The organism is Micromonospora sp. CPCC 205554 (genome assembly GCF_036902745.1).
GTDB lineage: Bacteria > Actinomycetota > Actinomycetes > Mycobacteriales > Micromonosporaceae > Micromonospora > Micromonospora tulbaghiae.
Genome location: NZ_JBAKHP010000006.1, coordinates 1 through 13,907 on the forward strand (window position 1 = coordinate 1; position 13,907 = coordinate 13,907).

A 13,907-nucleotide genomic window follows, 5' to 3' on the forward strand; every position below is an offset into this window, starting at 1 on the left:
CGACCTGAACGACGAGCAGACCGCCAACGTCAAGGCGATCATCGCCGCGACGAAGAAGGCCGGTATGGACGAGCGCGCCGCGGTCGTGTCGATCGCGACGGCGTTGCAGGAGTCGAAGCTGGAGAACCTCGGCCACCTCGGCGACCGTAACGACCACGACTCGCAGGGCCTGTTCCAGCAGCGCCCCTCCAGCGGCTGGGGCACGGTCGAGCAGATCACCGACCCCGAATACTCCACCACCGCGTTCCTCAAGGCCCTCAAGCAGGTCGACGGCTGGCAGGACATGCCGCTGACCGTCGCCGCCCAGACCGTCCAGGTGTCCGCCTACCCCGACCACTACGCCCAGTGGGAACAGCAGGCCGCCGACCTCGTCGCCCAGCACTGGAACAAGTAAGAGATACGAAGGCCGGCACCCCGAAGCAAGGGGTGCCGGCCTTCACTCGCTTGCGGGGTGCGGGGCGACCTGACCCTGGCGCTGCCGGGCGGCGCAGAGTTCGGCCAGCTTCGCGTACGCGGGCGCGCCGATCAGCGCGGTCAGCTCCGGCCCGTACGAGACGTACATCGGTTCGGCGCCGACGTGCGCGTCGGTGGAGGACGTGCACCACCAGTCGAGGTCGTGCCCGCCGGCGCCCCAGCCGCGCCTGTCGAACTCGGCGAGCGTGGAGATCAGCACCTTCGTGTTGTCCGGCCGCTTGTGCCACTCCTGGTCGCGGCGTACGGGCAGCTGCCAGCAGACGTCCGGCTTGTACTCCAGCGGGTGCACCCCGTCGCGCAGCGCCTGGCCGTGCAGCGCGCAGCCGCCCCCGCCGGGGAAGTCGGCGTCGTTGAGGAACACGCACGGGGCGTCCACGTCGCGGGTGGCGGTACGCCGGGCCGGGGTCTTGCCGTCGACTGTGTCGTTCTCGGTCCAGTTCTTGAACCCGCGCCGGAAGTGCTGCCACGTCTCCGGCGTCAGCCGCTTCACCGCGGCCCGGACCCGCTTCTCGTCGTCGGAGTCGGTGAAGAACGCGCCGTGCGAGCAGCACCCGTCGGCGGCCCGCCCGGCGATGATGCCGTGGCAGCCCTTGCCGAAGATGCACGTCCAGCGGGACAGCAGCCAGGTCAGGTCGGCGCGGACGACGTGCTTCGCGTCGGCCGGGTCGACGAACTCGATCCACTCCCGTGGGAAGTCCAGCCCGACCTCGCGGCTGCGCGGGTCCTCGGGGTCGTCCACCAGCACGTGAAGCTCGATCTGCCCTGTCACTCGGACCAGCGTACGCGCGGTGACCCCGCCCGGCCGCCGAGCCGACGAAACGTGTTGGCCCTAGGGTTTCTCCCATGCGACTGGGTGTGCTCGACGTCGGTTCCAACACGGTGCATCTGCTGGTGGTCGACGCCCACCACGGCGCGCATCCCTGGCCGGCACACTCGGAGAAGGTGGTGCTGCGGCTGGCCGAGCAGATCGGCCCGGACGGCGCGCTCACCGACGGCGGCGCGGACGGCCTGGTCAAGGCGGTCGGCATGGCCAGGGCGGCGGCGGACGGGCTGGGCGCCGAGGATCTGCTGGCGTTCGCCACGAGCGCGGTCCGCGACGCCACGAACGCCGCCGACGTGCTGGCCCGCGTCCGCGACGAGACGGGCGTACGCCTGGAGGTGCTCTCCGGCGCGGACGAGGCGCGGATGACGTTCCTGGCGGTGCGGCGGTGGTTCGGCTGGTCCGCCGGCCGGCTGCTGGCGATGGACATCGGCGGCGGCTCGCTGGAGCTGGCCGCCGGCATCGACGAGCACCCGGACGTGGCGATCTCGCTGCCGCTCGGCGCGGGGCGGCTCAGCCGGGAGCGGCTCGCCGTGGATCCGGCCGGCACGGCGCCGCCGTCGGCCGAGGCCGTGGAGGAACTGCGGGCGTACGTGGACGCGCAGCTCGACCCGGTGGTGGAGCAGCTGACGGCGGTGGGCTGGGAGCGTCCGGTCGCCACCTCGAAGACGTTCCGCATGCTGGCCCGGCTGGCCGGCGCCGCGCCCTCCGGGGCGGGGTTGTGGGCGCGCCGCAGCCTGACCCGTACCGGGCTGCGGCAGGTGCTCGGGTTCATCAGGCACATCCCGCCGGCCCAGTTGCCCGAGCTGGAGGGGGTGAGCGCGCAGCGGGCGCACCAGCTCCTCGCGGGTGCGGTGGTGGCCGAGGCGGTGATGCGCCGCCTCGACGTGGACTGCGTGGACATCTGCCCGTGGGCGCTGCGGGAGGGCGTCATCCTGCGTCGGCTGGATCAGCTCGCGCCGATGTGACCGTACGAGCGCTCTGGGTTGCTTTGCGGTTGCTCGTCCCGATGCTCGTTGGCGGTTGGGGCTACCCTCGAAGGCGTGACCTACCGCGTTCCGGTGCTCCTGTCCACGTCCTCGGTCTTTCCCGAACGGACCGCGGCGGCGTTCCAGCTCGCCGCCGAGCTCGGCTACGACGGCATCGAGGTGATGGTCTGGACCGACCCGGTCAGCCAGGACGCGGGCGCGCTGCGCGGCCTCGCCGAGCACTACGGCGTCCCGGTGCTGTCGGTGCACGCCCCCTGCCTGCTCGTCACCCAGCGGGTGTGGAGCCCGGACCCGTGGGAGCGGCTGCGCAAGGCCGCCGAGCTGGCCGAGACGCTGGAGGCGCCGACGGTCGTGGTGCACCCGCCGTTCACCTGGCAGCGTGACTACGCGCGCACCTTCGGCGACGGGCTCGACACCATCGCCGGGCAGTTCGGCGGCCTGCACTTCGGGGTGGAGAACATGTACCCGGTGCGGATGGCCGGACGGCAGTTCGTCCCGTACGCGCCGGGCTGGGACCCCACCGAGATCGGGTACGCCTCGTACACGCTGGACCTGTCGCACTGCGCGGCCTCGCACACCGACGCGATGGCGATGGCCGACCGGATGGGTTCCGGGCTGGCGCACGTGCACCTGGGTGACGGCACCGGCGAGGGGCGCGACGAGCACCTGGTGCCCGGTCGCGGCGGTCAGCCCTGCGCGGAGATGCTCCGCTCGCTGGCCGGCCGGGGGTTCACCGGCTCGGTGGCGGTGGAGGTGACCACCCGGGGCGCGAAGAGCCGCGCGGTCCGCGAGGCGGACCTGCGGGAGTCCCTGGAGTTCGCCCGGGCCAACCTGACCGCGCCCTCCCCGGTCGACGTCTGACCGGCCGCGCCGCCCCGGCCGCTCGCACGCGGCTGGGGCGTACGCCGGAGGTCAGCTCACCGGGGACAGCGGCTGCGCCGGGACGGCCTGCTCGCCGACCGCTGCCCGCTTGCGCGCCCGGTGCGCGGCCACGTGGGAGCGGGTGGCGCAGCGCTCGGAGCAGAACCGCCGGCAGCAGTTGGACGAGGTGTCCAGGTAGACGTTGCCGCAGCGGTCGTCGGCGCAGACCCCGAAGCGGGCGCTGCCGTACTCGCACAGCCACACCGACAGGCCCCAGACCGCGCCGGCCAGGTATTCGGAGGAGACCGACGCACCCCGGCTGGTCACGTGCATGTGCCAGTCGGAGGAGTCGTGCCCGGAGATGCGCGGCTGCACCGGGAACGCCTCCAGCAGCGCGTTCAGCTCGGCCACCGCCTCGTTGTCCCGGCCCGAGGTGCCGTACTCGAAGACGTCCCGGAGGCGCTTCTGCGCCCGCCGGAAGATCGCCAGGTCCCGTTCCGCGACCTCGTCGCGCATCCAGGCGTTCTCGTCCGGGAAGAGGGCCCGCAGGCCGTCGAGGTCGTCCAGCCGGGCGTTGACGAGCTCGACCCCGGTCCGGGCGTACGCGTCGAAGTTCACGACACCAACGGTAGACGACTCAGAGCACACGCGGTGCGTCGATGTAGTGGGGCAGGAACCGCGCGTAACCGTCAGTGATGAGGCTCTCGCTCTCGCGTACGCCGAGGCCGGCCGACTCGCCGTCCACGATCCAGCTCCCGAGCACCGTCCGGTTGCCCTCGAACTCGGGCAACGCGCGGAACTCCTGGAAGCAGAAGCCCTCGTCGCCGTAGATCCCCGGGTTGGTGATCTCCGTGTCGCCGGTCACGATGCGTACCGAGCCGCCCTCCCGGCCGAGCAGCGGCTTGGCCACGTACCCGGTCATGCCGCGCGGCGAGTCCAGGTACGCGGGGAGCAGGTAGTCGTGCCCCGGGTACATCTCCCAGAGCACGGCGAGCAGCGCCTTGTTCGACAGCAGCAGCTTCCAGGCCGGCTCGATCCAGGTGGTGGGCGTGCCCGGGTCCAGCGCCGGGCGCCCGTACGGCTCGGCCAGCATCCACTCCCAGGGGTAGAGCTTGAAGCAGGTGGTGATCGGCCGGTCGTCGGCGTCGACGAAGCGCCGCCCGTCCCAGCCGACCTGCTGGATCGGCATGAGTGTCACGTCCAGCCCGGCCTGGCGGGCCGTCTCGGCCAGGTAGCCGGCGGTGATCTGGTCCTCGCCCGACTCCTCCTCCTCGGACCACAGGACGTGCGCCCGCGGCTCGTGCAGCCCGGCGCCGATCTTGGCCCAGGCGCCCACCAGGCGTTCGTGCAGGCTGTTCCACTGGTCCGCGTCCGGCCGGGTGTGCTCCAGCCAGTACCACTGCACGATGCTCGCCTCGACCAGCGCGGTCGGGGTGTCGGCGTTGTACTCCAGCATCTTCGGCGGGCCGCTGCCGTCGTACCAGAGGTCGAACCGCCCGTAGAGCGTCGGCGGGTTCTCGCGCAGCGAGCGGGCGACCGCCTCGGCGGCCCACTCGGGGATGCCGAACTCGGCGTACCGGCGGCGGGCCACCACGTGCTCGGCGGCGGCGACCGACATCCGGTGCAGCTCCTCCGTGGCCTCCTCCAGCCGGAGTACCTCCTCCAGCGTGAACGAGTACGCCGCCGTCTCGTCCCAGTACGACATGATCTCGCCGTCGGGCAGCTCGGTGTCGACGTACACCAGGCCCTGGGCCCGGATGGTCTCGTCCCAGCCGGGGCGCGGCGTGCTCGCCTCGCGGCGCACGTCAGCCGCCGCAGGAGGCGAGGTGGGTGCCGAAGCCGCCGCGCTCGGGCAGCGCGGCGGCCGGGGCGGGCTCGCCGCGCGCGGCGGTGGCCGGCGCGGGGACGCGCAGCGCGACCGCGACGGTGTCGCCGCCTCCGCCGGCCGGTCCGAGCGCGCAGTCGTCATCGTCGTCGTCGTAACCGTTGTTGCAGCCGGAGAGCGCGAGGGCCAGCGCGGTCAGCGCGCCGAGCTGCACGGAGGCCGAGCGGAGCCGGCGCCGGGGGTGTCGTCGATCCACGTGAACGTTGTAGCCGATCCCCGCCAGCCGGGGGTGCCCGGCCCGGGCCGGAGGGCGGGAGGGAGCGGGCCTCGGACGCACCCGGCGAGGGCCCGGTGGTGAGCGTTACGCTCGGCTCATGCTCCGTTCCGTCATCCTCGCCGCCTCCCGGTCTTCCCAGGTGGAGCGGCTCGTCGCGACGGCCCCGTTCACCCGGGACGTCGTCCGCCGGTTCGTCGCCGGCGCCGCCACCGACGACGCGCTGCGCGCCACCCGCGAGCTGGTCGCCGACGGCCAAGCGGTCACCCTCGACTACCTGGGCGAGGACACCACCACCCCGGAGCAGGCGAACGCCACCCGGGACGAATACCTCAGGCTGCTGAGCCGCCTCGCCGCCGCCGGGCTCACCCCGGCCGCCGAGGTCAGCGTGAAGCTGTCCGCGCTGGGCCAGATGTTCGACGAGCAGCTCGCGTACGACAACGCGCGGGCGATCTGCGCGGCGGCCGACGCGGCGGGCACCACCGTCACGCTGGACATGGAGGACCACACCACCACCGACTCGACGCTGGACATCCTGGCGAAGCTGCGCAAGGACCACCCGTCGACCGGCGCGGTGCTCCAGGCGTACCTGCGGCGGACCGAGTCGGACTGCCGGGAGCTGGCCTCCGCCGGGTCGCGGGTGCGGCTGTGCAAGGGCGCGTACAAGGAGCCGGAGTCGGTGGCGTATCAGTCCGCCCGCGAGGTGGACAAGTCGTACGTGCGCTGCATGAACGTGCTGATGTCCGGCGACGGCTACCCGATGCTCGCCACGCACGACCCGCGGCTGATCGCGATCGGCGAGGACCGGGCGCGCTGGTTCGACCGCGACCCGGGCCGGTTCGAGTTCCAGATGCTCTACGGCATCCGACCGGAGGAGCAGCGGCGCCTGGTCGGCGAGGGCTACACGGTGCGGACGTACGTCCCCTACGGCGACCAGTGGTACGGCTACCTGATGCGCCGGCTCGCGGAGCGCCCGGCCAACCTGGCGTTCTTCGGCCGAGCGGTGCTGTCGAAGAAGTGATCAGTCGTTCGACCAGGCCCGGGTGCACAGCACGAGGCGGTAGCCGTCCGGGTCGGTGAACGCGACACCCCACCTGTCCCAGTACGGGCCGGCGGAGACCCTGGTCCCGCCGGCCCGCTCCAGTCTCGGGACCAGTTCGTCGTCGGCCGGGCCGTCGAGGTAGAGCACGAACAGGTCCTCCCCGGTGGGACGCGGCTCGACCGCGAGTGCCGAGCCGCCGACCAGCTCCAGGTGCCAGCCGGCTCCGGGCAGGCCGAGCATCACCAGGTCGTGCTCGTCCGCGTGACCGCCCTCGCTCCGGTAGAGCACGTCCAGGCCCAGCCCCTGCGTCCAGAACCGTTCGGCGGCGGCGAGGTCGCGGCTCGGGCGGGCGAGGCGTACGTGGGTGTCGGCGGTGATCGGCATGCCCGGGATCGTGCGACCTCATCCCGGGTTGAGGTCAAGCTTGACGGGGCTTGGCTAATGGCATTAGCTTTACAGCTATGACGGTTAGCCAGGTGGCGCGGGACGGCGGCACGATCGCGTACGAGGTGCACGGATCGGGGCCGCTCGTGGTCCTCTCGCACGGCATGGGAGAGAACCGGGCCGCCTTCCGGCACCTGACGCCCCGGCTGGTCGCGGCCGGTTACCGGGTCGCCTCGGTCGACGTGCGCGGGCACGGCGACTCCAGCCCGCACTGGCCCACGTACGCCCCCGAGCAGGTCGGCGGCGACCTGCTCGCCGTGGTGCGGGCGCTCGGCGGCGGGCCGGCCACCCTGGTCGGCAGCTCGTCCAGCGCCGCCGCGGTGGTCTTCGCCGCCGCCGAGGCACCGGAACTGGTGAGCGGCATCGTGCAGGTCAGCCCGTTCGTCGGCATCCCGAAGCCGAACCCGATGATGCGGGTCGCGCAGGCAGCCGTACTCCGTAGTCCCCGCCTGTTCGGGCTGTTCCACCGCACGCTGTTCCCCTGCGGGCGCCCCGCGGACGACGCCGCGTACCGCAAGGAACTGGTCGCCAAGCTGCGCGGGCGGATGGCCGCGGTGCGCGGCGTGGTCGCGCCGGCCGACCCGCACTGGACCGCGCGGGCGCGCGACGTGAACCGCCCGGTGCTGGTGCTGATGGGTACGAAGGATCCGGACTTCCCCGACCCGGGCGCCGAGGCGCGGGCCGCACGGCGGCTGTTCGCCGTCGCCGAGGCCCGGATGATCGCCGACTCCGGCCACTACCCGCACGCCGACCGGCCCGATGCCACCGCCGCCGATCTGGTCGAGTTCCTGGCGGTGACCGCAGGTGCCTAGGGCCGGTCTGACCCCGGCGACTGTCGTGCGGGAGGCCGCCGCGCTCGCGGACGAGGTCGGCTACGAGCGGCTGACGCTCGCCGCCCTCGCCGCCCGCCTCGGCGTGGCGCTGCCGAGCCTCTACAAGCACGTCCGGGGCGTGGACGCGCTGCACCAGAAGCTCGCCGTGCTCGCCACCGCCGAGATCGCCGACGTGCTCACGGCCGCCGCCGCGGGCCGGGCCGGTGGCGACGCGTTGCGCGCCGTCGCCGCCGCCTACCGGGAGTACGCGCGGCAGCACCCCGGCCGCTACCCGGCCGCCCAGCGAGCACCCGACCCGGCCGACCCCGAGCACCTGGCCGCCGGGCAGCGCGCGGTCGGCGCGGTCCGCGCCATCCTGCTCGGGTACGGCCTCGACGGCGACGCCGCGACCGACGCCATCCGGATGTTCCGGGCCGCCGTGCACGGCTTCGTCGCGCTGGAGGCGGCGGGCGGATTCGGGCTGCCCCGCGACACCGACCGCTCCTTCGGCGAACTGGTCGCCGGCCTGGACCGTGCCTACCTGTCCTGGGAGAACCGATGAAGGCGCTGCTGCTCGGCGTGATCTTCCTGCTGGAACTGGCCCTGCTGGGCTCGGCCGGATATTGGGGCCTCACGCTCGGTGCCGGCCGGCCGCTGCGCCTGCTGGCCGGGCTCGGCGCGCCGCTGGTGATCGCCGTGGTGTGGGGGCTGTTCTGCTCGCCGCGTGCCGCCGTGACGCTGCCCGACCCGGCCAAGCTCGCCGTCCAGGCCGCCTGCTTCCTCACCGGCGGCGTGCTGCTCGCCCTGGCCGGGCACGCGGCCCCCGGAGTGGCACTGGTGGCTCTATGGGCAGCAGACAAGACCGCGCTGACGCTGACCGGCACCCCGGTCTGAGAGATCTTGGTACGAACCGGCCCCTATCGGGGCGCTTTCGTACCAAGATTTCGAGGCGAGGCGGAACACGGCGGGACTCTTTCCCGGAACGCCCGATTGGTCGTACCCTTCGCCGGTGACCGACGGCGACGAGCAGCCTCCCGGCCGGACGACGGACGGCGACGAGCCTCGTCCCACCGTCGACGCCGCCGACGCGAGCGCCGACAAGGCGAGCGCCGCCGACACGAGCACCGTCCACGTCAGCGCCAGCGCCGACCGCGCCGCCGACGCGGGCACCGCTGACGTCAGCGCCGCCGACCGCGCCGACGCCGCCCGCGCCGCCGACGCGAGCGCCGACAACGCCAACGCCGCCGACGCCCGCGCTGACGACACCCACGCCGAAAACGCCGCCACCTCCGCCGGCGTGGACACCGCCGTCGACACCATCGCACCGGCACCGGCACCGGCACCGGCACCGGCACCGGCACCGGACGCGGCGTCGTTGCCGCACTTCGCCGCTGGTCCGGCGCCGTACCCGGTACCCCTGGCGCACGTGGGCGAGCAGACGCGGGCGGTGCGGACACGGCGGCGGTGGCCGCTCTGGACCGCGCTCGGACTCGCGCTCGGCCTGGTGGCGGGCGCGGTGCCCGGCGTACTCCTGCGGCAGTCGGCGCCGGACGCGGCCGGGCGGTCGGCCGCGAAGGACGACCCGGGCACGGCGGCGCAGCGGCGGCTCGGCGAGCGGATGCTCGCGCTGCTCGACCGGCAGGGCGCCGCGCTCGTCGGCGCCGACCGGGCCGGCTTCCTCGCGATCGCCGAGCCGGCGGCCCGGCCCGCGCTGGGCCGCCGGTACGCGTCGCTGCGGGCGCTGCGGGTCACCACCTGGCGGTCGGCGGCCGACGGGGTGCCGGAGGCTGTCGCGGGGCGGCCGGGGGAGTGGCGGTTCGTGGTGACGGTCGGCTATTGCTTCGTGGTGTCCGACTGCGCGCCGAGCAGCGTGGAGGTGGGTACCCGCTGGCGGCTGGCGGGGGAGGAACCCCGGCTGACCGCTGTGGACCCGTCGTCGACGGACCCGGCGGGCGTGCGCCCGTGGCAGGTGAACGACCTGGCGGTGGCGGTCGGCAAGCGGGTGGTGGTGGCCACCACACCGGCCCAGCGGAGCAAGCTGCCCGGCCTGCTCGCCCAGGCCGAGACCGCCGCCCGCGCGGCGGACCGGTACGCGATCGGCGGCCGTCCGCCGGACCGGTACCTCGTCTACTACGCCGGGAAGGGCGAGTGGCAGCGCTGGTACGGCGGCGGGCGGCCGAAGTGGACCGCCGGTTACGCGGTGGGTGTCGGGGGTGGACGTCACGACGTGGTGCTCAACGCCCAGATCGTCACCCCGGCCGGCATCGACGACCTGCTCCGGCACGAGCTGACCCACGCCGCCTCGCTGCCCGACCGGGGCTACGCCGACCGCGCGGACTGGTGGCTGGTGGAAGGGCTGGCCGAGTACGCCGGTGCCGACGGGCAGCCCGTGCACCGCTACGACGGCCTGTCCGAGGTGCGGGACCTGCTGCGCGGCGGGTGGTCCGGGCGGCTGGACGCGGTGGCACCCGCCGACGACGCGAGCGACGACCGGGTCGGCGGCGCGTACGGCGTCGGCTACCTGGCCGTACGCCATCTGGTCGACAGGTACGGCGAGCAGCGGATGCTGGACTTCTACCGGGCCGTGGTACACCGGGGCCGGACCCCGGAGCAGGCCGCCGACGAGGTGTTCGGCGACCCGTGGTCGATGCTGCACGACGACTGCGTCGCCTACGTCCGGGCCGTCGTCGGCTGACCCGTCGACGCCTGTCGACGGGTCGTAGCATGGGCCGGGTGGCCCGCACTCCCTCGCCGCGGCTGCCCGCGGCCCGCCGCCCCCGTCTCGTCACCGCAGTGCTCGCCGTCGTCGCGCTGACCGGCACGACCGCCGCGTCCTGCGGCGACGACGCCCCGGCGGTCACCGTCGCCGAGGTGGGCCGCGCGCCGGTCAGCGAGGTGATCGACGCCCCGGCCACCGTGACCGCGCGGGCCGCGGCCACGCTCACCGCACCCGCCGACGGCACGCTGGCCCGCCTGCGGGTCCAGCCGGGACAGCGGGTGAGCCGGGGGCAGGTACTCGCGGTGGTCGACTCGCCGTCGGCCCGGGACCGCCTGGCGAAGGCGCGGGACGCGCTACGTGCGGCGAAGCGGGCCGGGCGGGGCGCCGGCACGGGCGACCTGGGCGGCAGCCGGCGCGGCACCGACCGGGCCGCCGACGAGGCGTTCGCCGCCGCCCGCGCCGCCGCCGGCAAGGTCGGCGACCCGCAGGTACGCGCCGCGCTGCTGCTCCAGGTCCAGTCGGCGCAGCGGCAGTACGAGTCCGCCGCCCGCGCCGCCGACCGGGCGGTCGCCCAGGTGCAGCGCGGCGTCGCCGGCCTGAACAGCGCCGTCGGCGCGCTGTCGGCCGCGCAACGACTCCAGGCCCAGCAGGCGTACGACCTGGCGAAGGCGACAGTGGACGCGCTGACGTTGCGCGCGCCGATCGCCGGTGTGGTGCAGCCGGGCGGCACCCGGGCGCCGGCGCCGGCCGACCTGACCGGGCTGCTCGGTGCGGCCGGTGGCGCGGCGGTGCCCGGTCTCGACCCGTCGACGCTGGGCACGGGCGGGCAGGGCGGCCCGCCGCCGGGCGTGGACGACGCGATCCCGGCCGGTGGCCGGGTCACCGCCGGCACGCCGGTGCTCACAGTGGTGGACATCGGGCGGCTCGGCCTGCTCGCCGAGGTGGACGAGACCGACGTGCTGCTGGTCCGGGCCGGGGTGCCCGCGTCGGTCGAGCTGGACGCGGTGACCGGCGCGACGTACGACGCGACGGTGCGCTCGGTCGACGTGCTGCCCACCAGCTCGGCCCGGGGCGGCGTCACCTATCGGGTCCGGCTCGACCTCGGTGCCGGACGGATGGGTGAGGCCGAGGCCGCCCCGGCGCCCCGGCCGGGGATGAACGCGGTGGTACGGCTGCGGGTGCGGGAGGCCGCCGACGCGGTGGCGGTGCCGGCGTCGGCCGTGTTCTCCGCCGACGGGCGGGACGCGGTCTGGGTGCTGCGCGACGGCCGGGCCGGCCGGGTGCCGGTGACGGTGGGCGTGCAGGGGCAGGACCTGGTGCAGATCGTCGACGGCGTGAGGGCCGGTGACCGGGTCGTGGTGCGCGGCGCCGACCAGGTGCGCGACGGCCAGGAACTGCCGTGACCGTACCGGCGGTCGAGGCGGTCGACGTCTGGCGCACGTACGAGCTGGACGGGGTGTCGGTGTCCGCGCTGCGCGGGGTGTCGCTCACCATCGACCAGGGCGAGTACGTGGCCGTGGTCGGCCCGTCCGGCTCGGGCAAGTCGACGCTGATGCACCTGCTCGGCGGGCTGGACCGGCCCAGCGGCGGCCGGCTGGTGATCGGTGGGCGGGACGTGACCACGCTCACCGCGCCGGAACTGGCGACACTGCGCAACGAGACCATCGGCTTCGTGTTCCAGGCGTTCCACCTGCTGGCCCGTACGTCGGCTGTGGACAACGTGGCGTTGCCGCTGGTCTACCGGGGCGTCGGGGCGCGGCAGCGGCGGGAGCGGGCGGCGGCGATGCTGGGCCGGGTCGGGCTCGGCCACCGGCTGCACCACCGGCCCAACCAGCTCTCCGGCGGTGAGCAGCAGCGGGTGGCGATCGCCCGCGCGCTGGTCACCGAACCGGCGGTGCTGCTCGCCGACGAGCCGACCGGCAACCTGGACAGCGCCACCGGTGAGGCGGTGCTGGAGCTGCTGGAACGGCTGAACGCCGAGTCCGGGGTGGCGCTGGTGATGGTGACCCACGACCAGGAGGTGGCCGCCCGGGCGCACCGGCGCATCGCGGTGCGGGACGGGTTGATCCGGTCCGACAGCCTTCATGATCGACCGCCGTCGGACGGCTCCGGCGTACCTGCGACACTGGACCCCGCTCCCAGCGCGGAGCCCCGGTCCGCGTCCGGAAGCGGCCCGGGGCACCCGCCCGGTGGCCCCGGTGGCGCCACCGGAGCCACCGGGCGCCTTCCGCGGGCCGAGGAACGCCGGCGGGGCGAGGAGCGCCTCCGGGCCGAGGAGCGCCTTCCGTGGGCGGACGGCCGCCTCCCGCGAGGCGGGGGAGACGCCGGATGAGGCTGGCCGAGGCGTGGCGGGTGGCGTCGGACGCGCTGCGGGCCAACCGGATGCGCAGCCTGCTGACCATGCTCGGGGTGATCATCGGGGTGGCCTCGGTGGTGATCCTGGTGGCCATCGGCACCGGCACGAAACAGCAGGTCGAGCAGCAGGTCGAAGGGCTCGGCTCGAACCTGCTGCTGGTGGTGCCGGGCCGGATCGAGGTGGGCAACGCGCCGGTGGTCTCGCCGCTGGACCTCAGCGACGCCGACGCGGTCTCCCGGGTGGTCGGCGATCCCGGCCGGGTCGCCGTGACGGTGGCCTCGGGCGCGACCGCACGGGCCGGCAACCGGTCCGACTTCACCACCGTGCAGGGCGTCCTGGAGACCACCCCGTCGGTGTTCACCCGGTCGCTGTCGCGAGGCCGCTACCTCACCGGGGCGGACGTGGACACCAGCCGCCGGGTGGCGGTGCTCGGCGACTCGGTGGCCCGGGCGCTCTTCCCCGACCGTGACCCGCTCGGCCAGCAGGTCACGCTGGCCGGCGTGCGGTTCCGGGTGATCGGCGTCTTCGCCCCGCTCGGGCAGAGCCTCGGCGTGGACCGGGACGACGAGGTGCACGTACCGGTGACGGCGGCGCAACGGCTGTGGGGCACCCAGCGCATCGACGGCATCGCGGTGAAGGCGCCGGACCGGGAGCGGATCGACGAACTCGGCGACCGGATCGTGGCGGAGCTGTCCCGCCGGCACCCGGACACCGAGTTCAGCGCCGTCACCCAGCGGCAGATCCTCGGCGTGCTCGGCGACATCCTGGGCGTACTGACCGGCGTGCTGGCCGCCATCGCGGGCATCTCGCTGCTGGTCGGCGGCGTCGGCGTCTCCAACATCATGCTGGTCTCGGTACGCGAGCGGACCCGCGAGATCGGGCTGCGCAAGGCGGTGGGCGCCCGCCCCCGCGACATCGGCGTGCAGTTCCTGCTGGAGGCGGTGCTGCTCACCTCGGTCGGCGGCCTGACCGGGATGGCGCTGGGTGTGGGCACCGCGCTGCTCGTGGACGCGTTCTCGCCGATCCCGGCGGCGATCACCTGGTGGTCGCTGGCGCTGGCGTTCGGTGTCTCCGCGGCGGTCGGCATCGTCTTCGGCGTGGTGCCGGCGCAGCGGGCCGGACGGCTCGACCCGGTGGTGGCGCTGCGCGCCGAGTAGCCGGATCGGACGAGACACCCGTCCGGGCGAAAAAGCCCTGGTGGACATCGGGTGAACGGCTGTCCCGCCATGATCAAAGGGTGGAAGGGATCGCGCAGGTCACAGCCGTCCCGCTACCGTACTGGTTACACGCG

16 protein-coding genes are annotated in these 13,907 nt (G+C 74.4%); 11 read left to right on the forward strand and 5 right to left on the reverse strand.

Features of this window, described 5'->3' with window-relative positions; genetic code table 11:
- The coding region (locus V6U82_RS10315) for a hypothetical protein (protein ID WP_334460726.1) at positions 1 to 394 on the forward strand (394 nt) is incomplete at its 5' end.
- Positions 395 to 436: 42 nt separating this feature from the next.
- Here V6U82_RS10315 and V6U82_RS10320 read toward each other — a convergent pair.
- The gene (locus V6U82_RS10320) at positions 437 to 1,243 is read right to left on the reverse strand and encodes a hypothetical protein (protein ID WP_128138506.1); all 807 of its coding nucleotides are present in this window, start codon (positions 1,241 to 1,243) and stop codon (positions 437 to 439) included.
- 74 nt (positions 1,244 to 1,317) lie between these two features.
- Here V6U82_RS10320 and V6U82_RS10325 point away from each other — a divergent pair, with 74 nt between their 5' ends.
- Together V6U82_RS10325 and V6U82_RS10330 are read left to right on the forward strand one after the other, a co-directional pair.
- Entirely contained in the window at positions 1,318 to 2,262 is a 945-nt protein-coding gene (locus V6U82_RS10325; RefSeq protein ID WP_121684347.1) for a Ppx/GppA phosphatase family protein, read from the forward strand.
- A 75-nt stretch (positions 2,263 to 2,337) separates the two neighbouring features.
- Positions 2,338 to 3,144 (forward strand): sugar phosphate isomerase/epimerase family protein, encoded by an 807-nt coding sequence (locus V6U82_RS10330; RefSeq protein WP_181726711.1) that lies wholly within the window; start codon positions 2,338 to 2,340, stop codon positions 3,142 to 3,144.
- 51 nt (positions 3,145 to 3,195) lie between these two features.
- Here V6U82_RS10330 and V6U82_RS10335 read toward each other — a convergent pair whose 3' ends face one another.
- The 3 genes from V6U82_RS10335 to V6U82_RS10345 are packed head-to-tail and all read right to left on the reverse strand — an operon-like array spanning position 3,196 to position 5,225.
- A complete protein-coding gene (locus V6U82_RS10335; protein ID WP_128138504.1) occupies positions 3,196 to 3,762 on the reverse strand; it encodes a CGNR zinc finger domain-containing protein in 567 nt (188 codons plus the stop codon).
- Positions 3,763 to 3,781: 19 nt separating this feature from the next.
- Positions 3,782 to 4,948, reverse strand: coding sequence for a glutathionylspermidine synthase family protein (locus tag V6U82_RS10340; RefSeq protein ID WP_334460728.1), 1,167 nt, complete (start codon positions 4,946 to 4,948; stop codon positions 3,782 to 3,784).
- Between the two features lies 1 nt (position 4,949).
- The gene (locus tag V6U82_RS10345; protein WP_334460729.1) at positions 4,950 to 5,225 is read right to left on the reverse strand and encodes a hypothetical protein; all 276 of its coding nucleotides are present in this window, start codon (positions 5,223 to 5,225) and stop codon (positions 4,950 to 4,952) included.
- Positions 5,226 to 5,343: 118 nt separating this feature from the next.
- Between V6U82_RS10345 and V6U82_RS10350 the strand changes: the two genes are divergently transcribed.
- Complete coding sequence (locus V6U82_RS10350; protein ID WP_128138679.1) at positions 5,344 to 6,264, forward strand: proline dehydrogenase family protein; 921 nt, start codon at positions 5,344 to 5,346, stop codon at positions 6,262 to 6,264.
- On the opposite strand, the gene V6U82_RS10355 is transcribed toward V6U82_RS10350, so the two are convergent.
- Complete coding sequence (locus tag V6U82_RS10355; protein WP_334460730.1) at positions 6,265 to 6,669, reverse strand: VOC family protein; 405 nt, start codon at positions 6,667 to 6,669, stop codon at positions 6,265 to 6,267. It abuts the gene before it with no gap.
- Positions 6,670 to 6,746: 77 nt separating this feature from the next.
- On the opposite strand from V6U82_RS10355, the gene V6U82_RS10360 reads away from it, so the two are divergent.
- The 7 genes from V6U82_RS10360 to V6U82_RS10390 all read left to right on the forward strand — a co-directional run bounded on the left by V6U82_RS10360 (position 6,747) and on the right by V6U82_RS10390 (position 13,773).
- A complete protein-coding gene (locus tag V6U82_RS10360) occupies positions 6,747 to 7,541 on the forward strand; it encodes an alpha/beta fold hydrolase (protein ID WP_334460731.1) in 795 nt (264 codons plus the stop codon).
- Positions 7,534 to 8,103 (forward strand): TetR-like C-terminal domain-containing protein, encoded by a 570-nt coding sequence (locus V6U82_RS10365; protein WP_334460732.1) that lies wholly within the window; start codon positions 7,534 to 7,536, stop codon positions 8,101 to 8,103. The genes V6U82_RS10360 and V6U82_RS10365 overlap by 8 nt, the downstream gene beginning before the upstream one ends.
- Positions 8,100 to 8,435, forward strand: coding sequence for a YrdB family protein (locus V6U82_RS10370; protein WP_334460735.1), 336 nt, complete (start codon positions 8,100 to 8,102; stop codon positions 8,433 to 8,435). Before V6U82_RS10365 ends, V6U82_RS10370 begins: the two co-directional genes overlap by 4 nt.
- Before the next feature lie 115 nt (positions 8,436 to 8,550).
- Positions 8,551 to 10,236: a hypothetical protein gene (locus V6U82_RS10375; RefSeq protein WP_334460736.1), complete on the forward strand. Its 1,686-nt coding sequence runs from the start codon at positions 8,551 to 8,553 to the stop codon at positions 10,234 to 10,236.
- Between the two features lie 29 nt (positions 10,237 to 10,265).
- Entirely contained in the window at positions 10,266 to 11,663 is a 1,398-nt protein-coding gene (locus tag V6U82_RS10380) for an efflux RND transporter periplasmic adaptor subunit (RefSeq protein WP_334460738.1), read from the forward strand.
- The gene (locus tag V6U82_RS10385) at positions 11,660 to 12,592 is read left to right on the forward strand and encodes an ABC transporter ATP-binding protein (RefSeq protein ID WP_334460740.1); all 933 of its coding nucleotides are present in this window, start codon (positions 11,660 to 11,662) and stop codon (positions 12,590 to 12,592) included. Before V6U82_RS10380 ends, V6U82_RS10385 begins: the two co-directional genes overlap by 4 nt.
- Entirely contained in the window at positions 12,589 to 13,773 is a 1,185-nt protein-coding gene (locus tag V6U82_RS10390; RefSeq protein ID WP_013288760.1) for an ABC transporter permease, read from the forward strand. The genes V6U82_RS10385 and V6U82_RS10390 overlap by 4 nt, the downstream gene beginning before the upstream one ends.
- Positions 13,774 to 13,907 lie beyond the last annotated feature (134 nt).